Annotated in this window: 12 protein-coding genes; 6 read left to right on the forward strand and 6 right to left on the reverse strand. The window is 68.8% G+C overall.

Annotated features, from left to right (window positions below; translation table 11 throughout):
• Positions 1 to 123: 123 nt before the first annotated feature.
• Positions 124 to 1,914 (reverse strand): AMP-dependent synthetase/ligase, encoded by a 1,791-nt coding sequence (locus ACFWBU_RS03465; protein ID WP_378527484.1) that lies wholly within the window; start codon positions 1,912 to 1,914, stop codon positions 124 to 126.
• Positions 1,907 to 2,398, reverse strand: coding sequence for a MarR family winged helix-turn-helix transcriptional regulator (locus ACFWBU_RS03470; protein ID WP_378527485.1), 492 nt, complete (start codon positions 2,396 to 2,398; stop codon positions 1,907 to 1,909). The genes ACFWBU_RS03465 and ACFWBU_RS03470 overlap by 8 nt, the downstream gene beginning before the upstream one ends.
• Positions 2,399 to 2,592: 194 nt before the next feature.
• On the opposite strand from ACFWBU_RS03470, the gene ACFWBU_RS03475 reads away from it, so the two are divergent.
• From ACFWBU_RS03475 to ACFWBU_RS03485, 3 genes are read left to right on the forward strand one after another with little or no spacing between them, the layout of a single operon-like run.
• Positions 2,593 to 4,101 (forward strand): DUF2397 domain-containing protein, encoded by a 1,509-nt coding sequence (locus tag ACFWBU_RS03475; RefSeq protein WP_378527486.1) that lies wholly within the window; start codon positions 2,593 to 2,595, stop codon positions 4,099 to 4,101.
• Entirely contained in the window at positions 4,098 to 5,234 is a 1,137-nt protein-coding gene (locus ACFWBU_RS03480; RefSeq protein WP_378527487.1) for a TIGR02678 family protein, read from the forward strand. Before ACFWBU_RS03475 ends, ACFWBU_RS03480 begins: the two co-directional genes overlap by 4 nt.
• Entirely contained in the window at positions 5,231 to 9,385 is a 4,155-nt protein-coding gene (locus tag ACFWBU_RS03485) for a TIGR02680 family protein (RefSeq protein WP_378527488.1), read from the forward strand. The genes ACFWBU_RS03480 and ACFWBU_RS03485 overlap by 4 nt, the downstream gene beginning before the upstream one ends.
• Positions 9,386 to 9,484: 99 nt before the next feature.
• On the opposite strand, the gene ACFWBU_RS03490 is transcribed toward ACFWBU_RS03485, so the two are convergent.
• Together ACFWBU_RS03490 and ACFWBU_RS03495 are read right to left on the reverse strand one after the other, a co-directional pair.
• Complete coding sequence (locus ACFWBU_RS03490; RefSeq protein WP_169652756.1) at positions 9,485 to 10,669, reverse strand: thiolase family protein; 1,185 nt, start codon at positions 10,667 to 10,669, stop codon at positions 9,485 to 9,487.
• A gap of 100 nt (positions 10,670 to 10,769) precedes the next feature.
• On the reverse strand, positions 10,770 to 11,585 hold the full coding sequence (locus ACFWBU_RS03495; protein ID WP_296551536.1) for a hypothetical protein: 816 nt from the start codon (positions 11,583 to 11,585) through the stop codon (positions 10,770 to 10,772).
• A gap of 440 nt (positions 11,586 to 12,025) precedes the next feature.
• Here ACFWBU_RS03495 and ACFWBU_RS03500 point away from each other — a divergent pair, with 440 nt between their 5' ends.
• On the forward strand, positions 12,026 to 12,322 hold the full coding sequence (locus ACFWBU_RS03500; RefSeq protein WP_169622434.1) for a chorismate mutase: 297 nt from the start codon (positions 12,026 to 12,028) through the stop codon (positions 12,320 to 12,322).
• Positions 12,323 to 12,412: 90 nt separating this feature from the next.
• On the opposite strand, the gene ACFWBU_RS03505 is transcribed toward ACFWBU_RS03500, so the two are convergent.
• Complete coding sequence (locus ACFWBU_RS03505; protein WP_169622433.1) at positions 12,413 to 13,837, reverse strand: aldehyde dehydrogenase family protein; 1,425 nt, start codon at positions 13,835 to 13,837, stop codon at positions 12,413 to 12,415.
• A 376-nt stretch (positions 13,838 to 14,213) separates the two neighbouring features.
• On the opposite strand from ACFWBU_RS03505, the gene ACFWBU_RS03510 reads away from it, so the two are divergent.
• Both ACFWBU_RS03510 and ACFWBU_RS03515 read left to right on the forward strand, forming a co-directional pair.
• Positions 14,214 to 19,709: a glutamate synthase-related protein gene (locus ACFWBU_RS03510; protein ID WP_169622432.1), complete on the forward strand. Its 5,496-nt coding sequence runs from the start codon at positions 14,214 to 14,216 to the stop codon at positions 19,707 to 19,709.
• Positions 19,706 to 21,463 (forward strand): sulfite reductase subunit alpha, encoded by a 1,758-nt coding sequence (locus tag ACFWBU_RS03515; RefSeq protein WP_378527489.1) that lies wholly within the window; start codon positions 19,706 to 19,708, stop codon positions 21,461 to 21,463. Before ACFWBU_RS03510 ends, ACFWBU_RS03515 begins: the two co-directional genes overlap by 4 nt.
• 13 nt (positions 21,464 to 21,476) lie before the next feature.
• On the opposite strand, the gene ACFWBU_RS03520 is transcribed toward ACFWBU_RS03515, so the two are convergent.
• Entirely contained in the window at positions 21,477 to 22,775 is a 1,299-nt protein-coding gene (locus tag ACFWBU_RS03520; RefSeq protein ID WP_378527490.1) for an MFS transporter, read from the reverse strand.
• Between the last annotated feature and the right edge of the window lie 346 nt (positions 22,776 to 23,121).

Consider the following 23,121-nt stretch of genomic DNA (forward strand, 5'->3'; position numbering starts at 1 on the left):
GGTGTTTCGGGGGGCCACGCGGGGCCCGCCCCCCCCCGCCGCGCCACCCCCCCCCCCCCCTCGGGCGGGGTCTGGCCGGCCCCCCCCCCCCCCCCGGGGCGGGGGGGCCCCCACGGCAGGAGACTACTTGCGGTACATCGCCTCGATATCGGCGGCGAACCGCTCGGTGACGACATTGCGCTTGATCTTCAGCGTCGGCGTCAGCTCGCCGGATTCCTCGGTCAGATCCCGCTCGAGCACGACGAACTTCTTGATCGACTCCGAATGCGACACCATCGTGTTCGCGTCGTCGATGATCGTCTGCAGAGCGTCGCGGAGAGCCGGATCGTGGCGGAGATCGGCGATCGTCGCGGTGGACGGCTTGCCGTTCTCGGTCTTCCAGTTCTCGAAGACGTCGGGGTCGACGGTGAGGAGCGCGGTGATGAACGACCGTCCGTCTCCGATCACGACCGCCTGCGAAATGATGGTGTGCGACCGCATGCGGTCCTCGAGCGGCCCGGGCGAGACGTTCTTGCCTCCGGCGGTGATGATGAGGTCCTTCTTGCGGCCCGTGATCGACACGTATCCCTCGTCGTCGATCGATCCGAGGTCTCCGGAACGGAACCAGCCGTCGTCGAACACCTCGGCGGTGGCCTCATCGTTACGCCAGTACCCGTTGAACACGACGTTGCCGCGGAGTTCGATCTCCCCGTCGGCGGCGATGCGCGCGCTGTTGCCGCCCATCGGCTGACCGACGGTGCCGATCTTCTGGGCGCCCGGGGTGTTGACGCTGTGTGCGGCGGTGGTCTCGGTCAGTCCGTAACCCTCGTAGATCGGAACGCCGACGCCACGGAAGAAGTGGCCGAGCTTGGGGCTCAGTGCCCCTCCACCCGAAATGGCGTACCAGCACTGGTTACCCATCGCCTCGCGCAGCTTCGAGAAGACCAGCTTGTCGGCCAGCGCGTGCTTCGCCTTGAGGGTGAACGTCGGGCCGCCGTGGTCGAGCGACTCGCTGTATTCCACTGCGGTCTGCTCGGCGAACGCGAAGATGGCACCCTTGAGTTTGCCGCCGGCGGCCGCCTTGGCCGCGGCACCGTCGCGCACCTTTTCGAAGACCCGCGGAACGCCGAGGATGATGTTCGGCGAGTACCGGGTGAACTGTCCCGAGACGGTCGAGAAGTCCGCCCAGTGGGCCTGCGCCGCGCCCGACTCGAACAACGCGAGCGAGACCGCGCGAGCGAGCACATGGGCGAGCGGCAGGAAGGTCAGGCCGCGGTTTCCGGGCTTGGCGACCGCGCCTACCGACGAGGTGAGGATCGCGCGGACCTCGGACAGGAAGTTGGCGTGCGTGAGCATGCAGCCCTTGGGGCGACCCGTGGTGCCGGAGGTGTAGACGAGCGAGGCGAGGTCGGCCGAGCGGATACCCGCCAGACGCGCCTTCAGTTCCGCATCGTCGACGTCGGCACCTTCGGCGAGCAGCGTGTTGACCGCGTCCGCCTCGATCTGCACGACACGCCGCAGCGTCTCGGGCATGCCGACGAACAGTGCCTCGTGACGCGGGGTCTCGACGATGGCCAGACACGCCTCGGAGTCCTCGAGGATCCAGCGGATCTGCTCGGTCGACGACGAATCGTAGATCGGCACCGACACCGCACCGGCCGCCCAGATCGCGTAGTCGAACAGCGACCACTCGTACCGGGTCGCGGACAGCAGCGCCACACGGTCACCCGGGCGGACGCCGGCGGCGATCAGGCCCTTGGCGACGCCGCTGACCTGTTCCCCGAACTGACCTGCGGTCACACCGATCCATTCGTCGCCCACCGGACGCGAATACATCACTCGGTGCGGGGTCTTCTCCGCATGTTCGAAGACCGTGTGGACCACGGACTCGTCCTCACCGATGGTGTACTGGGCAGGGGTCGAGTACTCACGCACTGATATCTCCATCGTTCTGGTCGGGAGTCCGGGTGGCGCCCCACTCGACGCCGCTTCGAAAGCGGTGCAAAAGGTGCACGAACCGGTCGAGATCATCCTTTTCCCATCCGGCGAGACCCGCCCGGATCTCGCCGTGCCTGCGCAGCACGGTGTCGTCGAGGATCGCCCGGCCGTGTTCGGTCAAGCGCAGGGGGTTACCCGTCCTGACCGAGCCTTCCGTGGCCTCGACCCACCCCGCCTCGACCGCGTTGCGCACCTGGCGGGACACGGTGGACCGGTTGACGCCGAAGGTCTCCGAGATCTCGGTGGCACGGCAGCCCGGATGGCGGGCTATGAATCCGAGCAGGGAGTGCTGAGCCAGACTGAGCGCGCTGTCGTGTGCGCGCTCTCCGGCTGTCAGGAAGCGGACGAGGTGCACGAACTCGTCGTAGACCTGCGCCACTTCGGTCTCGGCCGGCGTCCCGGCCTGCCACTCGTGTTGCACAGGGCAACTATAGGCGCGGGGTGTGCTGCGACACTAATCGGTACGACCCGTCCCTGTGATCCGTCCACGACCGGCGTGCGAGCAGGCCTGGACCGTTGTCACGCTTCTCGAGGCGCCGCCGGGCGACCGCTACCGGGACAGTCCGCACCGCTAGCCTGTCCCTACCGTGACGGCGCACGTGCAGGGAGGTTCGGATGGGTGATGGGGGCGGCCGAGACCTGTTCCGATATCTGGTCGCCGACGAAGCCGACGACTACACCGCGGTGATGGACTGCTTCTCCGGTCTCCTTCTCGCCGAGTTGTCCGCCGCGGACATCGCGTCGGCCCTCGCCGCCACGGGCACCCCGCTGCACGCCGACGTGGTCGAGGCGCGCTGCCGCCGGCTCGTCCACTGGGGGAATCTCGCGGCGTCCGGACGCGACACCGGCGGAAGCGCCGTCACCGACTACGTCCGTGCCCGCGCCCGCTATCGCACCACCGTTCCCGGAGCCCGGGTGCACCGGGAGGCCGCCGCGGTGCTGTCGTCGCGTGACGGCGCGCGCGAGGTGGCACGCGAGTCGCTCGGCCGCATCGCCGACGCGCTCGTCCTGATCGACGCCCTGGTCGGAGACTCGGGTTCCGTCGCCGATCCCGACGCGCTCGCAGGCCACGTCACCGGCGTGTTCGCACACCACCGGATGTTCACCGAGAGCGTCGCCGATTTCTATACCTACCTCGGCGGGGTCCTCGCCCGGCTGGACCTGTCCGACGACGACTACACCGAATTCAAGCTCGTCTTGCTCGAGTATCTCGACGTCGTCACCTCGGATGTCGCGCAGTACGCTCCGCTTGTCGCCACCCGGCTGCGCGATCTGGCACCCCGGCTGGACCTGGTGCTCGCCGCGTTGCCCGGCACAGGCCTGCCCGACCCGGCCGGTGTCGTGCGGTCGCCGGGGCGCACCCGCAGCGACTGGGACGAACTCGCCCGGTGGTACGACGAGGATTCGGGACCGCGCCGGTTGCGGGACGCGGCAGCGCACGCGTTGACCCGCCTGCTGGTACACACGCGGCGACTCACGTCGGCCACACCGGGCTTCTCCCACCGCGCCGACCTGCTGCGGCTCGCCGGATGGTTCGCCGAATCCTCCGACGAGCAGGCGCACCGCCTGTTCGCGGCAACCTTCGGCGCCTACCCCAGCCGGCATCTTCTTCTCGGCCCCGACGAACCCGACCCCCGGGTCGGGCCGGGCACGTCGTGGTGGGACGCCGATCCCGTGCATGTTCCGGTGTCGCTCCGCGAACGCGGCGACCGTTCCCCCCGCGGACGCACGGCGCGCATCCCCGATCCGACGCCCGATCGCACACGTGCCGACGCGCTCGCGACCCAGGAGTCGCAGGAGCGGGCCGCGGCCGTCGAGGAACTGTGCGGTGCGGGAGACCTGAACGGCGCGCATGTCTCCGACCTCGCCCGTACCCTGCTGCTCGACGCGCTCGGGGAACTGCTGGCCCGCTCGCGGTCGCTGGACAGCCCCGCACGCGTCGACGACCACGACCTCGGGCTCTCCCTCACCGCCGAACCGGGGCCCGACACGGTGGTGCACTGCCCCGACGGTGACCTCACCGTGCACGCGCTCTCGTTGCGAGCCTCGGTGCCCGCCAGCCGTGCACCGACCGGCACCTGTGCACAGACCGACACCGACTCGCAGAGAACAGGTACGGAGTGACCACAACGACGGGCACGGTGGCCCAGGACACCACCGGTCGCCGGCATGCGGCCCGGGTACTGCTCCAGCAGCCGATCCTCACCGCGGCGCAGGACCCCGACACCTTCGAACTGGTACGGCGACACGCCACGGCTCTGAAGTCGATGTTCGCGGAGCAACTGGGATACACACTCGTCGTCGACACCTCGTTCGCGCGGCTGACGAAAGCACCGCTCGACGGTTCGGCCCCGAGCCGGCCCGTGCGTCGCGGCAACGGAGACGAGTTCGGGGCCACCGCCTACATGTATCTCGCACTGGTCTGCGCTGCCCTGCTCGCGCCCGGCGCGGACGACCGCGTGCTCGTCTCGCACCTCGTCGACCAGATCCGCGCCGACGCGGACGAACACGGAATCGCGCTCGGCGACACGCTGTCGGAGCGTCGGCACCTGGTGTCGGCGTTGCAGACGCTCCAAGAGTGGGGCGTCCTCACCGAACCCGGCGGCGAGGGCACTGCCGTCGACGATCTCCCTGGCGACGTTCCGCTCACGGTCGACCGGGCGCTGCTCCCCCATCTGATGTCCGGTCCGCTGCACAAGGCCACCGGACCGGCGGCGATCGTCGCGTCGCCCGCGCAGGAACCGGCGGCGCGCCGGTTGTACCGCCGCCTGGTGGAAGACCCGTTCGTCGCTCGCCGTGACCTGGACGCAGACGCGGTCGACGTGCTCGTCCGCGACCGGGCCGAGCTCAACCGGCGGCTCGACGAGGACTTCGGACTGGTGCTCGAGGTGCGCACCGAAGGCGCCCTGGCCTACGACCCCGACGGTGAACTCACCGACGCGCCCTTTCCAGGAGCGGGAACGGTCGAGCAGGCGGCGCTGCTGCTCGTCTCCGAACTCACCGACCGCTACGACACCGAACCGGGTGCGGACCTGCACGTCGACACGGCTGCCCTCGATGCCCTGCTGGGTGAGTTCGTGGCGGCGCATGCACGAACGTGGCGCCGTGACTACGTCCGTGATGTTCCGCTGCTCCGACGCGACGTGACGTCGCTGCTGACGCGACTGGGCCTCGCCCGACCCTCGGAGGACGGACTGATGCTGGCCGCCCCCGCCGCCCGTTACCGCCCCACCGCCGCCGAAAGATCTGCCACATGACCCACTCCTCCGACGCTCTGCTCCACGACGACAGCGTTCCGGTACGCCATCCCCATCGCTGGCGACTGTCGCGAGCAGGAATCGTCAACGTGTGGCACTACCTCGACACCGAGTTCACGTTGCCCGGCGGCCGGATGATCCTGCGGGGCACCAACGGATCCGGCAAGTCGCGTGCCCTCGAGATGCTGTTGCCGTTTCTTCTCGACGCCGACCGCAAACGCATGGATGCGACCGGCGCCGCCAAGGTCGACCTCGACGAACTGATGCGCACCGGCGCTGCCGGACAGACCAACCGGATCGGTTATCTGTGGATCGAGTTGGCACGCCCCAACGGTCACCTCACCATCGGTGCGCACATCCGGTACAGCGCCACGGCGCACCGCAGCGAGGTGCACTTCTTCACCACCGAGCTTCGGATCGGGCACGACCTCGTGCTCGTCGACGAGTTCCGTGCTCCGCTCTCGCGTGACGATCTCGCCGCCCGAATCGGCGCGGACAAGCTCACCCGCGAACCCGACCGGCATCGTGACACGGTCCGTGACCTGGTCTTCGGGCTCCGAGGCGAAGGTGGTCGCGACCGGTACACCGGGCTGCTGCAATTGCTCCACACATTGCGGTCGCCCGATGTGGGCAACCGGATCGACGAAGGCCGGCTGCCGCAGATCCTTTCCGATGCGCTTCCCCCGCTCGCCGACAACATGCTGGTGGAAGCGGGAAGTCAGCTCGATCTGCTCGGGGAGAGCCGTCGAGCGCAGGCTCAGCTCGAGGCATCGCTGACGCGCGTGCGCCAGTTCCACGCGGTGTATCGGCGCTACGCCGCCGACCTGCTTCGCGCGAGCGCCGACGCTGCGGTCGCCGCGGCCGACCGCGTATCCGACACCCGGCGCGAACTGGCAGCAGCGGAAGCCGACGCCACCGATCTCGATACGCAGGCTGCCGCCGCCGAGACACGACTGCGCGAGCGCCGCGATCAGCTCTCCGAACTCGAGCGCGCGATGCGGGGACTCGAGACCCACGAACTGTTCCGCACCGCAGACGACCTTGCCCAACGTCAGCTCGCGGTCGACGCTCTCGGGCTCGCCGCGGATCAGGCGATCGCCGCGGCGACGCGAGCGCGCACCCACGAGCGCCTCGAAGCAGACCGTGCCGGCGAACTCCTGGACGAGTTGTCCGCGGCGGTCGACCGGACAACCGAACGCCTCGCGCTGGCGAAACGCGAACTCACCGCCGCCACCGTCCCGCACGGCGCACTTCCCGCCGACGTCCGCCTGGACATCGACCGGGAAGTACCGGCCTTGCACCCGGTGCGCACCGACCGCGACGCACCCCCCGAGTCGGCGCCGCGACCGACGATCGCGCGGGCGACGCTCGTCCCCGAACAATGCGAGGAGGCCAGGGCCGCAGCCGAATACGCGGCCGCGGCGGCCCGGCGTCGCCGCGAGCAGGCGTCCCGGCGACTCGGAGAGGCCCGGCGACTCGACCTATGGGGGCGCGGAGTACGCGAAGCGGAGGCAGCCGCCGAGCGCGCCGCCCGGGAAGCCGAACGCGACTCCGCTCAGCGGTTCGAGGCCGCCGCCCGGCTCGACGACGCGGCACTGTCGCTGCGGCACGGCTGGCGCGAGTGGCTCACCTCGGACTCGACGTCCGCGCTCCTGCCGGATCTCGACGCCGTCGGGTTGATGCGTCGCTTGTCGGCGTATCTCGAGTCCATCACCGACACCGACACCGAAATCGATACAGACGCCGACCCGATCCTGTCGGAACTCGGCGCCCTGCCGGCGTCCGCGGCCGAGGCAGCCGTCCACGCGCTGGACGAGACCGCTGTCGCGCCGCCGCAGGACCGCACCGACGACGCCCGGCGCCGGGCACTGGCGGAGGAACGCGACGCACTCGACGCCGACGACGGGACTCCTGTGGGGGCGCCGTGGCAGTCGCCGAGCAACGGTGTACCGCTGTGGCAGGCAGTCGACTTCGCCGACACCCTCGGTGAAGACGACCGCATCGGCATCGAAGCGGCGCTGCTCGCCGCCGGTTTCCTCACCGCGACCGTGGACGGCGAGGGCAGGCTCCGGGCGCACACCGGCCAGGTCCTCGTCTCGCCTCGCGGCGAACCGCCGCGGCAACCGTTGTCGACGGTGCTCGTACCCGCCCCGGAGACGGACGTACCGCTCACCGCGATCACGGCCGTCCTGTCCGCGATCGGGTTCGAAGACGCCGCTGCGGTCGCGTCGGTGTCGCGGGACGGACGATGGCACAACGGGGTTCTGCGCGGCCGGCACACCGCCGAGTCCGCGCGCTATATCGGCGCGGGTGCCCGCGACGCCGCCACCGCCCTCCGGCGCATCCGGCTCGACGAAATCACCGCGGACCTCGCGGCACTCGACCTCGCCGCCGAGCGCCGGACCGCCGAGCGCGGCGATCCGGCCACGAGCCGGGCCCTGGTGCATGCTCATGCGTCGTCGGCTCCCACGACCGGAGCCCTGGAGGAAGCGCTGCACCGGTACCGAGAGGCCGACGGCCGCGCGCAGGTCAGCGCCGCCGCCGCGGCCGAACTCAGAAAGCACGCCGCGACACTGCGGACCCAATGGTCCACCGATCTCGACACCCACCGAGCCACCTGCACCCATTTTTCCTTGCCGCGGGACGTGGCAGACCTCGAAGCGGTGGTCTCGACCTGTGCGGTCGCAGAGAGAACCTGCCTGGATCTGTCGCGAGATGTCGGTGACGTGCTTGCCGCACGGGACAGACTCGCCGCGGCCACCGACCGTTTCGCGTCCGCGTCCGACGTGCGTGCCGAGGCAGAGGAGAACGCCGAGTCGTGCTGGCACGAGTGGCACGGCAAGGCAGCCGTCGTGGCCGCACAGGTGGAGGCACTCGACGTCGATGCCGCCGATCTCGCTCGCGAGCTGCGCGATTCGGACGCGGAACGCGCGCGCACCGAAGAACAGTGCCGACGGACCGTGACCCATCGTGAGCACCTCGGGAAGGCCGTCGCGGAGGTCCTTCAGCAGTGCGCCGCCGTGCGGGAGCGGCTCCGGCGCGACCGCGACGAACTCGCCGCCGCGGCCGGCCGGCTGTCGGCACAGATGCAACTCCCCGAAATCGCCGCAGCCGCCGACATTCAGGCGGAGCCGCTCGCGCACCTCGACGACCCCGACCACGTGCGCACCGCTGCACAGGCACTGCTGAGCGTGCTGCCCGCGAGCACCGGGACGGGCGACAACCGGATGCTCGCCGCGCTGCAGCGGTTCGATCGCGACATCTCCGATCGTCTCGAGGTCCGGCACACCGTCACCGAGTCCGCGCATGTGGTGAACATCGGCGGCGTCGGCGACGACACCACACCCACCGGCGTGCTGGCCGAGCTCACCAAGCGCGTCGAGGACGAGAGTCGTGCACTGTCCCAGCGTGAACGCGACGTGTTCACCGGCTTCGTGCTGGGCGGGGTCGCCGACGAACTGCGCCGCAGGATCACCCAGGCCGAACAGCTTGTCGCTGCGATGAACACCAGCCTGGCCGACAGCCGCACCACCCACGGGATCGGGGTGCGCATCGCGTGGCGCCCGGTGCGCGAGGATGCGGACGCGGCTCTGGTGACCCGTCTGCTCACCGGGGAGCGGTCACCGGGTGACAGCGAGGAACTCCTCGAGCTGCTGCGTCGCCGGGTGGAAGCGTCACATGCCACCGATCCGTCGGCCGGATACGCCACGCACCTGTCGCAGGCGCTGGATTACCGCCAGTGGCACACGGTCGAGGTGACGATCCTGGGTCCCGAACCCGATCAGGAACGCAGGATCTCCACGCGCGCCAAGATTTCCCAGGGCGAGACCCGGTTCGTGTCGTACGTGTCGCTGTTCGCCGCCGCGGACGGCTACCTGTCCGGACTGCCCGATACCGATCTGGCGCTGCGCCTCGTTCTGCTCGACGATGCGTTCGCGAAGATCGACGAGCCGACCATCGGCGAGCTCATGGGGCTGCTCGTACGGCAGGACATCGACTTCGTGATGACCGGCCATGCCCTGTGGGGCTGCGTCCCGGGGGTGCCGGCACTCGACATCTACGAAGTACGCCGTCTCCAGGACGGGTCTGCGGTCACCACGCGGGTGCACTGGGACGGTCGCACGCGCCACGTGCGTCCGTCACTGCCGTGACCCGGAGCTCTTCCCGGCCGTGACACGGGCCGGGGCCGGGCGATCTCGTCGCCCGGCCCCGGTCCCACTGTCTAGCAGTGTCGTCAGTTCACGCGCTCGTCAGTTCACACGGCGCAGCAGAGCCGCGAGAGCCTGCCCGCCACCGATGCACATGGTGACGATGCCCAGCTCGAGGTCGCGGCGAACGAGGTCCTTCGCGACGCGCAGGGTGAGGATGGCGCCGGTTGCCCCCACCGGGTGACCGAGGGCGATCGCGCCACCGTACGGGTTCGTCTTCTCCGGATCGAGCTTGGCGTCGCGCATCACGGCGATCGCCTGCGACGCGAACGCCTCGTTGAGTTCGACGGTGCCGATGTCGGCCGGCGACGTGCCGGTCTGCTCGAACAGCTTGCGCAGGGCGAAGGTCGGCGCGTAGCCCATGAGCTGCGGGTCCATCGCGGCGGTGGTGACGGCCTCGAGAACCACGGAGCCTTCGAGTCCGCGCTCGCGGGCGGCCGACTCACGTGCGAGCACGAGCGCGGCGGCACCGTCGTTGATGCCCGACGCGTTACCGGCGGTCACCGTGCCGTCCTTCGTGAAGGCGGCGCGCAGCTTCCCGAGTGTTTCGACGGTGGTGCCGGGCTTGGGATGCTCGTCCTCGGTGACGGTGACGGGCTTGCGCCCACCGATCTCCACCGGGGTGATTTCTTCGGCGAACACGGCCTTGGCGGCATCGGTCGCGGCACGGCGCTGCGATTCGACGGCGAAGGCGTCCTGCTGGTCGCGGTCGACGCCGTATTCGCGGGCGACGTTCTCCGCGGTGACGCCCATGTGGAGGTTGCTGAACGGGTCAGTGAGCATGCCGACGGTGCCGTCGACGAGCTCACGATTGCCGAGCTTGTAGCCGTTGCGCGCACCGAAGTCGTAGAACGGCATGCGCGACATGCTCTCGTCGCCACCCGCCACGGCGATGTCGGCGCTGCCCCAGCGGATCTCCTGCGCCGCAGACCACACCGCCTGCAGCCCGGAGCCGCACAAGCGGTTGACCGTCAGGGCCGGTGTCTCGACCGGCAGTCCCGCGGCGAGGGTGACGCGGCGCGCGTTGTAGGCGTCCGCCCCGACCTGGCCGATGCATCCCATGATGACTTCGTCGACGTCCTCCGGTGCCACCCCGGCACGCTTCAGAGCCTCGCGCACAGCCGTGGCGCCGAGTTCGTGGGCGGGCACATCCTTGAAGGCGCCACCGAAGCTACCGATCGGCGTACGTGCGCCGTCGATGATGACGATCGGTTCCGGAGTACTCATGTTCTCGTCCTATCTGATCGAACACCGTTGTCCGCGACGCCGACGCTCCGAACCGCAATCCGATGTGGCCTGGTCGCACGAGGGAAATCCGTGACGGATATTACGACACCGGGTGCCTGTGCCCGCCATCGCTACCGTCCTTCTTCTCCGGAGCAGCGAGGTCGCCGCTGCGTACGCGGGTCGCCGCATCCGGGGTACCGAGTTCGGCACGCATGTCCGGGCGCCCCACGTAGAGCTCGAGAACGCGATACAGGAGCGAGGCGTCGATATCGAAGCGCCGGGAGTCGACCACGATCCGCGGGGAGGCGGGAATCGATTCCAGGCGGAAGATCTTGCTCGTCCGGCGACGCGCCCACGCGGCGGTCTCGGTGCCCTCCACCCACATTTCGGGATAACCGTGATGAACGGCGCGGAGGCGCGCCACCGACACCCAGGGCAGATACGACTCCACGAACCAGCCGCGGTGCCTGATCCCGTCGGGGCCGAGTGTCAGCGCTCCGGCGCGGATCCTGCCGAGTGCCACTTCTCCGAGGAACACGACGCAGACCGACCCGAGCGTTGCCAGCACGACGCTGACCAGCGGTACACCACCGTTGGTGACGAGCACTTCGACCGCGGCACCGAGCGACAGTGCCGCCGCGCATCCGACCATGGCGACCAGCAGCAGGAATACGGCCGTGCGGGCCTGCACCTCGGTGGTTCCGCGACCGGAGGTCTCCGTGTACCGCACTTTCGGCTCGCGTCGCTCCGGCCACCAGTACACCGCTCCGAACAACGCGGTGAGAAGCATGAGCACCGCGAGAATCACGAAGAATCGCGACTCGCCTCCGGCGCCGGACTCCGCAGCTCGCAACCCTCCCCACAGCGCACCGAGCCCCGTCAGTGCAGCGGCTCCCGTCGCCACGGTCGCCGGCACGTTCCATTTCTGCGTCGGCCATTCGGGGGGGCGTTCCGGAGCCGTCCGAATGCTGTCGGCCTCTCCGTCTTCACCCCGCCGAACGTATGTTCGTCGCATCGGTCTCCCCTCCGGGTCTGCCAGGAGCCCCGACGCCCCCGGCCCGCGCCGGTCGGAGCCCGACGCTACCTGAACGGGTAGGCGCCGCCGCGGGTCGGTGATCCGGGGAGCCACGGACGGCGAAGGGTCTCGCGGTCGGCAATTCGGTTGGCAGGCGAGAATGTGACGATTACCATACTTACTGGTCAGTTGTAGTGTTACGCCAGTTCACACGGCGTTTTCAGGGGGTCGGAACAGGGGCGAATACGGGTTCCGGAGATTTTTTGGTATGGCCGAGTAACACCTCCGGCGAGGAACACGACATTATCTCTGACGATTCAGACGAGACCGGAGGAGTCTGCATGACTGTCCAGCTTGATTCGCCTGGCATCGGCACCCAGGGCGCAGCGTCGACGACCGAAGCTGAACTGGGGACGTTGTTCGAACAGGTTCAGGAGCTCGACGCCCAGATTCTCGACGTCATCAAGCGACGCGCCGAGCTGGCACAACGCATCGGTGCTGTCGCGAAGAAGTCCGGCGCGACCCGCGAGGCGCAGGCCGAGGAGATGGCGGTTCTCGACCGATTCCACGAACTCGGCGCCGACGGCAACACGCTCGCGATGACGCTGCTGCGCCTCGGGCGCACGCGCCGACGCTGAGACCCGTCACGCCACTTCCAGCCCCCGCACCCACGGTGCGGGGGCTGCGTCGTGCCGGGAGCCGTCATCTGCGCGGTAGACCGGGCTGCATCAACGCAGGATTGTCTTGATCTCGAGGAACTCTTCGAGACCGAACACGCCGCCCTCCCGGCCGATGCCGGACTGCTTGTAGCCGCCGAACGGGGCGTCGGTGTTGAACGCTCCCCCGTTGATGTAGACCTGGCCGGTCCGAATCCGGCGCGCTACCGCCTCGGCACGCTGCGGGTCGGCGGACCACACGCCTCCGGACAGGCCGTACTCGCTGGTGTTCGCGATACGCACGGCGTCGTCCTCATCGCGGTAGCCCATGATGGACAGCACGGGCCCGAAGATCTCCTCGCGGGCGATCGTCATCTCTTCGGTGACTCCGGAAAAGATCGTGGGGCCGACGAAATATCCGGTGCCGAGCCCGGTGTCGCGGCCGTCGAGCACCAGTTCTGCGCCTTCGGCGACGCCCGTGTCGATGTACGCCCGCACACGCGCCTGCTGCGTCGAACTCACGAGCGGGCCGAGCTTCGATGCGGCGTCGCCCGGGTGTCCGACGGTGAATTTCCGTGCCACCTGCTCGGCGAGCGCGGCGACTTCCGGCATTCGCTCGGCCGGGACCAGCATGCGGGTCAGGGCTGTGCAGGTCTGGCCGGAGTTCAGGAAGCACTTGCTCACGCCGTCGGCGACGGCCGCGGTGAGATCCGCGTCGTCGAGGATGATGTTGGCGGATTTGCCGCCCAGTTCGAGCGCGACCTTCTTCACCGTCTCCGCCGCGACCGCCGCGACCCGCTTACCGGCGCGGGTCGAACCGGTGAACGACACCATGTCGACGTCCGGGTGCGCCGCGATGGCCTCACCGACGACCGGACCGTATCCGCTCACCACGTTGAAGACCCCGGGCGGCAGACCGGCCTCGTCCGCGATGTCGGCGAGCGCGTAGGTCACCAGCGGCGCCACCTCGGTCGGCTTGAGGACCACGGTGCATCCGGCCGCGAGTGCCGCGAACACCTTGAGGACCACCTGGTGCAGCGGGTAGTTCCACGGCGTGATGGCGCCGACGACCCCGATCGGTTCGCGCACCACGAGTGCGTTGCCGATCTGCCGGTCGTCGAACTCGTAGTCCGCGGCCAGCGCCGCATAGCTCGCGATGTTCTTCAGTGGCATACCCACCTGGACCGCGGCGGCGAGCCTCATCGGCATCCCCATGTCCTGGGAGACGGTCGCGGTCAGGTCCGCGGCACGCTCGTTCGCGAGGGCGGAGATCTTCTCGAGGTGGGCGCCGCGCGCCGCACCGCTGAGGGAGGACCACGCGGGAAATGCCGCCCTGGCAGCGGCCACGGCCCGATCGACGTCGCCGGCGGTTCCTTCGGCCACCTCGGCGATGACCTCTTCCGTTGCGGGGTCGCGGACCTCGATGCGCCCGGGCCCGTCCGATGCCACCCACTGTCCGTCGATGTAGATCTGCGTGCGGTCCAGAATGTCGGTCATGCGCGCCTCCGTGTGTGTCGTGCGTCTCTCCGGCGCAGCGTATCGAAGGAAGTCGCGTCGGTGGGCCGGCTGTTCGACGGGATCGGTGCCCGCGCTGCCGGGCGGGACATCCGGAGGTGAGCGCGGCGGGTGTGATGCACGGCGGGTGTGATGCACGGCGCCGAACACGGCGTTAACACGTAGGCTACAATTTGTTTCGCTGCTCGCGCGCTCCACCGTCGCATCGCTCGGCACATCCGGACAACGTCGTCTGCCTTTCATCACCGTCTCCGGCAGAGCTCTGTGCGATCGCGGATCAGTGCGAATCTTCGCCTCCCCCTTCGCGTCCCTCACTGTCGGACGACGTCGCACTCGATCCGCCGAGGAGGGCATTCCGTTGACGAACGCCGACAACACCGGGCTGTACGACAGCAGTCTCGACAAGAGCAGCTGCGGCGTAGGTTTCATCACCCGCAAAGACGGTGTGCGGACCCACGACATCCTCACTCGCGGGCACGAGGCGCTCTGCGTGGTCCCGCACCGGGGCGGCATGTCCGCGGAGGGGGTCGGCGACGGGGCCGGCGTCAACGTGGACCTGTCGGTGGAATTCTTCTCCGCGATCGCCGGAACACCGCTGCAGCAAGATCATTTCGGCGTCGGCAACTTCTTTCTCCCCTCCGAGGACGCGGCCCGGGCGGCTGCCGAGAGCCTGATCTCGGCGGCACTCGCCCACGCCGGAATCCCGGTCCTCGCGGTGCGCGACGTCCCGGTCGACGACAGCGTGCTGCGCGCCGCCGCGGTCCGGTACCAACTGCCGATCCGGCAGTGGATCTTCACCCGCCCCGGCACCTGCGCGTCGGCCGACGAGTTCGACCGCCTCCTGCACGACGTGCTCCTCGATGTCGAGGCGCGCGCGTACCCCGATCCGGATCTCACGGGGCTGTATCCGCTCTCGCTCAGTTGCCGTACCCAGGTTCTCAAGGGACGCTTGAACTCCCATGAGGTCATCCCCTATTTCCGGGACCTGACGGATCCGCGGCATTCGGTGCACACCTTGTTCTTCCACACGCGGTTCTCCACCAACACGGACCCGCACCCCACGATGGCGCAGCCGTTCCGGCTCATGGCGCACAACGGTGAATTGAACACCGACCGCAAGAATCGTTTGTTCGAGGGTGCGCTCGCCCGGGCGATGGGCCGCGACATCGTCCGGCCTCCCGGCCAGTCCGACAGTTGCCGTTTCGACCAGACTCTCGCGTCCCGGATCGCATTCGACCGTCTCGACCTGGTCACCGCCGTCGTGCAGATGATGCCGCCGGCGTGGGAGAACGACACCACGTTGTCCCCGCAGGTACGTGCGATGCTCGAGTTCTTTTCCCTCTACGAGGAGAAGAACGACGGTCCTGCGGCGCTGATCTTCGGTAACGGCACCGTGGTCGGCGCACGTCTCGACCGCCTCGGCCTGCGCCCGTTGCGGTCCGTCGAGACCGCCGACTACCTCGCCGTCACGTCGGAGGCCGGCCAGTTCGATTTCGCGCCGAGCACGGTACTGCGCCGCGGACGCATCGAGGCCGGCGGCATGCTGTACTTCGACCATCGCACCCGGCGCTCGTACGGCACCGTCGAAGCGCTCGAACTACTTGCGGCCGAGCGCGATTACTCGATTCTGGTGGATGCCGCACGACGTGAGATCGAGGCGCTCCCGCCCGTCCCCGCGGAAAAGGCGGGATCACCGTTGCGCTACAACGGCGATCTCGGGCGGCACCAGCGGTACGTCTCGTACGCACTCAACCAGGAGTCGTTCCGTTTCATGCTCGACCCGATGCTCGCATCGGGTCAGGAACGGATCTCCGCAATGGGGTACGGCAACGCCATCAACGCCCTGTCCGATCAGGAAGGCGGTGTCGCCAAATACTTCTCGCAGCGCTTCGCCCAGGTGACGAACCCGTCGCTCGATTCCCTGCGTGAGGCCGACGGCATGACCCTGCGCGTCGCGCTGGGGGCACGCCCCGGCAGCGGCGCACCGTCGTCGACCGCGACCCAGATCGTGGTGCCCACCCCGATCCTGACCCACCTCGAGATGCTTCGGATCCGGGAGCAGACCGACACCCCGGTGCGGCGCTTCGAGATGCTCTACACCCCGGTTTTCGACGACACGAAGGCCAACGCCGCTCAACTCGCCGCCGCGATCGACGGGGTTGCCGACCGCATCGCCGATTTCGCGCGGGAGTCCGGCGGCATCGCAGTCCTCACCGACCGGCACGTCGCCACCGACCGCGCCGCGCTGCCGATGATTCTCGCGATCGCCGCGGTCAACCAACGACTCATCGACGACGGCGTGCGCCTGCGCGTGTCGGTGATCGTCGAGTCCGGTCAGCTGTGCTCCTCGCACCACATCGCCGCGACCCTCGGTTTCGGCGCTGCGGCGGTGTACCCGCTCACCGTGCAGATGCGCGCGGAGGAGAAGTACGGCGACGAAGCCGACCTCGCGTTCCTGAAGTTCCGCAAGGCCGCGGAGAAGTCGCTGATGAAGACGATGGGCAGGGTCGGGCTGTGCACCGTCGAGTCGTACATCGGGGGTGAGTTCTTCGAGCCCAGTTACCTCGACACCGACGACGAGGTGCTCCGCCGCTGGTTCCCGAACGTGGCCACCCCGGTGGGAGGCGTCGGGTTCACCACCGTCGCCCAAGCCGTAGCCGACTGGCATCGACGCGCAGCGGCCGTCGAGTCCGAGGCGGACGTCCCCCTGCTCGGCCTGTTCAAGGAACGCGCCGAAGGGGCGGGACACTCGTTCGGCACCACCGCCGTGCGCGGATTCGTCGACATGACCGAAGAACCCCTCGCCGTGCCCGCCGTGCGCGAGGCCGAGCCGGACCTGACGGACTCGCTGCGCCTGTTGCCGCTGCACCGCCTCTCCGACGCACACGGTCTCGACGACGAGGCGTACCGCTACGGCGGTTTCCGGGCACTGACCGACGCCGAAATCGACTCCTTCGAGATCACCCCCGGCTACCGGGCATTCGCGCGGACCATGGCGGAGGAGCGCTCCCGCCGCCCCGCCGCGTTGCGCGATGTCCTCGCCCTGCCGTCCGACATCACCTACGCGGTCACCACCGACGACTTCCACAAAGAGATGGGGCGGTTCTCGCGGTACGGCAACAACTCGATGCGCGTGCGCGGCCTGGCCGCGGCCCGCGTGGGCGAGAACGAGTTCGTGCTCCGGCTGACCGGACCGCTCGCCGACGACCACACCCGGCCCGCAGCGCTCGGCCGGTCTCTCGTCGCGCGGTTCGGCGACGCCATCGTCTCGCACCGCTGCTACGGCGACACTCTCACCGTGCACGCGGTCGGTGACGCCGCCGACTACCTGAGTCTGGTCCGTCAGGCTCCGGCGGCGGTGCGTCTCGACCAGGTGCAGCCCGCACACGAGATCACCCGCGCCCTCGCCTCGGGTGCGATGAGCCACGGCGCCTTGAACTCCAACGCGCACGAAGCTGTCGCGCACGGAACCAACATGGTCGGTGGCATGTCGAACTGCGGCGAAGGGGGCGAACATATCTCGCGCTACGGCACGATTCGCGGTTCCCGCATCAAGCAGTTCGCCTCGGGCCGCTTCGGTGTCTGGGCCGGGTACCTCGCCGATCCGATGCTCGAGGAGATCGAGATCAAGATCGCGCAGGGTGCCAAACCCGGTGAAGGAGGACAGCTTCCCGCGAAGAAGGTCACCGTCGAGATCGCGGCCGCCCGTGGTGCGACCCCGGGTGTCGAACTGATCTCGCCTCCGCCACACCACGACACGTACTCCATCGAGGACCTCGCGCAGCTCATCCACGACTGCAAGGCCGCCCGGGTGCGCGTCGTCGTCAAGCTGGTGTCCTCGGAAGGTATCGGCACGATCGCCGTCGGCGTCGCCAAAGCCGGCGCCGATGTCATCAACGTCGCGGGCAACACCGGCGGCACCGGGGCCGCCTCGGTGACGTCCCTGAAGTACGCGGGCCGGTCCGCCGAGATCGGCGTGGCCGAAGTTCATCAGGCCCTGACCGCGAACGGACTCCGGGACAAGGTCGTGCTCCGGTGTTCGGGTGCGCACCAGACGGCATCCGACGTCATCGTCTCCGCGATGCTGGGAGCCGACAGCTTCGAGTTCGGCACCACCGCACTGATGATGCTCGGCTGCGTCATGGCGAAGAACTGCAACGTCAAGTGCCCCGCCGGACTGACCACCAATCCCGAGGTCTTCGACGGCGACCCGCGCGCGATGGCGCAGTACCTGCTCAACATCGCCCACGAAACGCGGGAAGTGCTCGCCCGGCTGGGCCTGCGCTCGCTGCGCGATGCCCGCGGCCGCGCCGACCTGCTGCACCTGCTCGATCACCCCTCGAGCATCGGGCAGCTCGACCTGCGCGCGATGCTCACGGTCCTGCCCGAGGTACGCGTCGACAACCCCGTCTACCTGGAGAAGGACTACTCGCTCGACGACGCGTGGCTGGTCCGGCTGCGGGAGGCCCTGATCGAGGCACGCGAGAGCACCGTGACTCTCGGCGACGGGGTCCGCCTGACGAACAACAACAAGAGCGTCGGCGCGCAGTTGGCGATCGACATCGAGCGGATGCTCAACCACGACGATCTCGACGACCTTCCGTCCGTGCTGCGCGACGAGCGCGGACGCGGGTGGTTGCGTGACGGCACCGTCACCGTGACCACCACCGGATCGGCGGGCTTGTCGTACGGCGCGTTCTGCAACGACGGTATGCACCTCGAGCACATCGGCACCGCGAACGACGGTGTCGGCAAGGGCCAGTGCGGCGGGCAGATCGTCCTGCGCTCCCCCGGCGGCGGCTGCGACGAGCGCGGCGGCAACGTACTCATCGGCAATTTCGCCCTGTTCGGGGCCACGGGTGGCCGGTTGCTCGTCGAAGGCGAGGCCGGTGACCGTTTCGCAGTCCGCAATTCCGGCGCGACGGCCGTGGTCGAGGGTGTCGGCGATTTCGCCTGCGAGTACATGACCAACGGTGCGGTACTCAACCTCGGCGGATTCGGCAAGGGACTCGGCAACGGCATGTCCGGCGGTTTCGTCTACCAGTACGACCCGGACGGACTGCTGCCCGCCAAGGCCAGCGCCGACTCGATCCTGCTCGGGTCCATCACCGGAGACGATCCGCAGGCCGCGCTGCACAGCGCCGCGGTGCTTCGGCTGCTGCACCTGCACGTCGAGTCGACCGGATCTGTGAAAGCGCGGTTCCTGCTGGACAACTGGCAGACCGAGCAACACCACTTCGCCTACGGGATGCCGCGCGCACTGCTGCAGTACCAGGACGCCGACGAGATCCTGGCCGCCGCGTCGCGCAGGGAACTCGCCTCCGAGGTTGCGTCCGCGCTGGTGGCCCACCAGGTTCGCAAGTTCAAGGAGAGCTACCGCTCGGGTGCGCCCGTCGCCGGTGGACTGACCCCGTCGGGCACCGATACCGAAACGATGTATGCGCTGCTGAACAACTACACGGTGCTCGCCGCCGCGCAGGAGATGGCGTTGCAGAAGGTTCCGGGCGCGTCGGACGTCTCGGATCCGGCGGTGCAGAAGGCTGCGCGCAATCTGCTGCTGACCGAAGATTTCTTCCTCGTCGCGAAGCTCGAACGGTACGCACTCGCCGCGATCGCCGATCACTCCGATGAGCAACTGGCGGTGCTGGTCGCCGACAAGCGACTCGGCGACTACAAGCAGGCGCTCGCACTGCGCAATGTCCGTTCGGTCGACGCCCCCGGAACATACGGCTGGATTCTCCTGCAGAGCCGCAAGAATCTGGACGCGATCGGTCGTTTGCCCGGTTACGAAGAACTGTTCGCCCGCAACGCCGTGCCGAACGTCCTCGCCTCCACGATGGGAGTCCCCGCGTGACAACTCCTTTCATCCCACTCGATGCGCCCTTCACCGACGACCAGCGGTCGTGGCTCGCCGGCTTCCTCGCCGGTATGCAGACCCGGCTGTTCTCCGGCGGTCCCGCCGACGATGCCGGAACCGCCGGTGCGGCGCCCGTGCTGCATGTGCTCTACGGCTCGCAGACGGGCAATGCCGAAGCGGTGGCCGAGGACGCGGCCGCCGCGGCGCGCACGCACGGGTTCGCTCCGGTGGTGTGTGCACTCGACGATATGGATCTCGACCGGTTCGCCTCGGCCGGGCACGTCCTGATCGTCACCTCCACGTACGGCGAAGGCGAGATGCCCGACAACGCGGAGTTGTTCTGGGACGCTCTGTCCGCGGAGTCGGCCCCGCGGCTCGAGCGCATGCACTTCGCGGTCCTCGCGCTCGGCGACACCGGTTACGACGGCTTCTGCCAGGCGGGCAAACTGCTCGACACCCGTCTCGAACAACTCGGAGCGCAGCGCATCGTCCCGCGCGTCGACTGCGACGTCGATTTCGAGGATGCCGCCGCCGCGTGGATCAGCGAGACGATGCCGCTCGTCGCGGCGGTCGAGGGAATCGTGGGGCCGGGTGCGCCCGCCGCACCCGCACCGACGGCACCGGCACGTCCGAAGTCGCAGTGGACCCGCAAGAACCCCTACCCCGCGACGCTCACGACCAACCGGGTGCTGTCGGGTGCGGGTTCGGCAAAGGAGATCCGGCACTACGAGTTCGCGCTCGGCGAGTCGGGCATCGAGTACGAGGCCGGCGACGCGCTGAACGTCGTCCCCCTCAACGACCCCGCGCTCGTGCGGGCGCTGCTCGACCGGTTGCGCCTCGACGGTTCCGTCGTGCCCGCCGGTTTCGGCAGCACCCTCACGCATCTGCTGACCTACGACTTCGAGATCACCGCGCCGACGGTCGACCTGCTCGAGGAAATCGAGAAGCGCACCCGCAACGAGGAATTGACGTATGTGCTGCGGCACGGCGACAAGGCCGCACTCGACGAATGGCTGTGGGGCCGCGACATACTCGACGTGCTGCTGCTCGAACCCGCGCCGGAACTGTCGGCCGAGGAGTTCCTGTCGCTGTTGCGGCCGCTGCAGCACCGTGCGTACTCGATCTCGTCGAGTCCGAACGCGTGCGACGGTTCGGTACACCTGACCGTCGCGTCGGTGCGGTACGGCGACGACGACCGTGAACGCCACGGGGTGTGCTCCACCTACCTCGCGGACCGCGTCGGCGACGGCACCGTCGGCATCTTCGTCACGAGGAACAAGGCGTTCCGTGTCCCGTCCGACGACACCGCACCGATGATCATGGTGGGGCCGGGCACCGGCATCGCCCCGTTCCGCGGATTCCTCCAGGAGCGGCGTGCGCGCGGCGCGACCGGAAAGAACTGGCTGTTCTTCGGCGATCAGCGCCGCGACTGTGACTACATCTACGAGGACGAACTCGCCGAGTTCACAGCGTCGGGAGTACTCACTCGGCTCGACCTCGCGTTCTCCCGCGACCAGGCCGAGAAGATCTACGTGCAGACCCGCATGACAGAACACGGGGCAGAGCTGTTCGCGTGGCTCGAGGAAGGCGGTCACTTCTACATCTGTGGTGACGCCTCCCGCATGGCGAAGGATGTCGACGCCGCGCTCCACGCGATCGTCGCCGAGCACGGTGGGATGAGCCCGGAGCAGGCCGCCGAGTACGTCACCGCCCTCAAACGGGAGAAGCGGTACGTTCGCGACGTCTACTGACTCCGGAGACGGATCAGTAAACGGACTCGAGCAGTTCCCGGGTCGTCGGCGGTTCGGGCGTGCGGGTCGCGGCGCGGGAGCGCACGGCGGTGAAGACCACCCCGGACGCGAACAGAGCCAGCCCCGCGCCGAGCGCCACCCAGGTGGCGGCCGAGTGCCCTCCGGCATCGGCGAGTGCGCCGCCGACCCAGTTACCGATCGAGGTGCCCAAGGTGATCCCGGCGCTGAGCAACGTCATGACGAGTCCGAGTCGCCGTGCCGGCGTGTAGTCGCCAGCCACCCTGAAAATCGTCACCAGGACCGGACCGATCGGCGAGCCGATGAGGAACAGGACAACGGCCATCTGCCACGGCGCGCTCGGCAGCCACAGCAACGCCAGTGCGGGAACGAGCAGCACCGCGCACCCCAGCCACCGCACCGGAACGGTCAAGCGTCCACTCCACCGGGACACGCTCAACGCCGCTGCGCCGGAGGCAAGCCCGAGCGCGGCGTAGATCAGTCCGCCGCTGCCGGGGTGCCCGGTCTCGTCGGCGAAGACGGTCGTGATGGTGGCGAGCGACCCGAAAATCGTTCCGATACCGAGCATTCCGGTCAGCAGAATTGCCACCGGACCCCACGACACTGCGGCGGGTCCGGTGTCCGGGGCGCTGCCGCCGACCGGTCCGGACCGGTGCACGGGCGCCGCGAATCGGGCACTGGGGTGTACCGCGAACCAGGGCACGACGACGGCCGTCAGGGCGATCAGGACGTACAACGGTGCGGCAGCACCGAACGCCGCGGCGATGATGCCGACCGCCGCGGGGCCGAGGACGAATCCGAGTTCGTCCATGGTTCCCTCGTACCCCTGGGCTTCTTCCACCGCCTCGTCCGCGCCGCGCGCGGACAAACCGCGAATCCAGCGCACGCGTGTCATGGGACCGCATTGCGGAACGACGAGACCGGCGACGAACGCGGCGGCCAGCAGGGTCGGCGGTAACGCCTCGCCTGCGCCGTGGGAACTTCCGGCGGCGAGCACCGCGACGACTGCGACCACATAGACGGCGGTCGAGACGAGCAGCGTCGGCCGCTGGCCCCAGCGATCGGAGGCGATACCGGACAGCGGTGCCCCGACCGCGACTCCCACGCCGGTGACCGCCGCAGCGATGCCGGCGGCGGCGAAGTCGGACGACGAGGCGACGACATAGGTGAGAACGCCGAGCACCAGCATGGACAGCGGTAGCCGGGCCAGCGCCGAGATCGGGAAGTACGCCGACCCGACCAGATCGTGCATGACACGGAAATGCGAGGGGGCGGAACGTGAACTGCGGGACATCGATACCTTTTCGGGACTTTCTGCGTGCACAAGACTTTTCTGCGTGCACAAAACAGATGCACGGCGTCCCGACCTCCCGCCGTGCCCGACCCGAAGCAACCCGAGAATTCTACAGGAACGACCGGGTTTCTCCGAACATGCACGATCGTGCCGCTGGCGCGATATCCCGGCGCCGATTCGTCCGGCGGATGCGCGCCCGCATCCGCGTCGACCGGCGTGACGCCGTCCTCGTTGTGCGAGATGTCCGAATCATGCGTTCTCGGCGCATATTTCACGTCGGAGGGTCGGCGTAAAACATGTCCGACTGTTCAGTCGGGCAGGTAGGGTCGAATGATCTTCCACGTCG

This window comes from Rhodococcus sp. NPDC060084 (assembly GCF_042730335.1).
Classification (GTDB): domain Bacteria; phylum Actinomycetota; class Actinomycetes; order Mycobacteriales; family Mycobacteriaceae; genus Rhodococcus.

Bases quoted from the DNA above. Each gene is read 5' to 3' on its own strand.
- ACFWBU_RS03475 (WP_378527486.1), top strand. From the start codon at position 2,593: ATGGGTGATGGGGGCGGCCGAGACCTGTTCCGATATCTGGTCGCCGAC.
- ACFWBU_RS03485 (WP_378527488.1), top strand. From the start codon at position 5,231: ATGACCCACTCCTCCGACGCTCTGCTCCACGACGACAGCGTTCCGGTA.
- ACFWBU_RS03490 (WP_169652756.1), bottom strand. From the start codon at position 10,669: ATGAGTACTCCGGAACCGATCGTCATCATCGACGGCGCACGTACGCCG.
- ACFWBU_RS03500 (WP_169622434.1), top strand. From the start codon at position 12,026: ATGACTGTCCAGCTTGATTCGCCTGGCATCGGCACCCAGGGCGCAGCG.
- ACFWBU_RS03505 (WP_169622433.1), bottom strand. From the start codon at position 13,837: ATGACCGACATTCTGGACCGCACGCAGATCTACATCGACGGACAGTGG.
- ACFWBU_RS03520 (WP_378527490.1), bottom strand. From the start codon at position 22,775: ATGTCCCGCAGTTCACGTTCCGCCCCCTCGCATTTCCGTGTCATGCAC.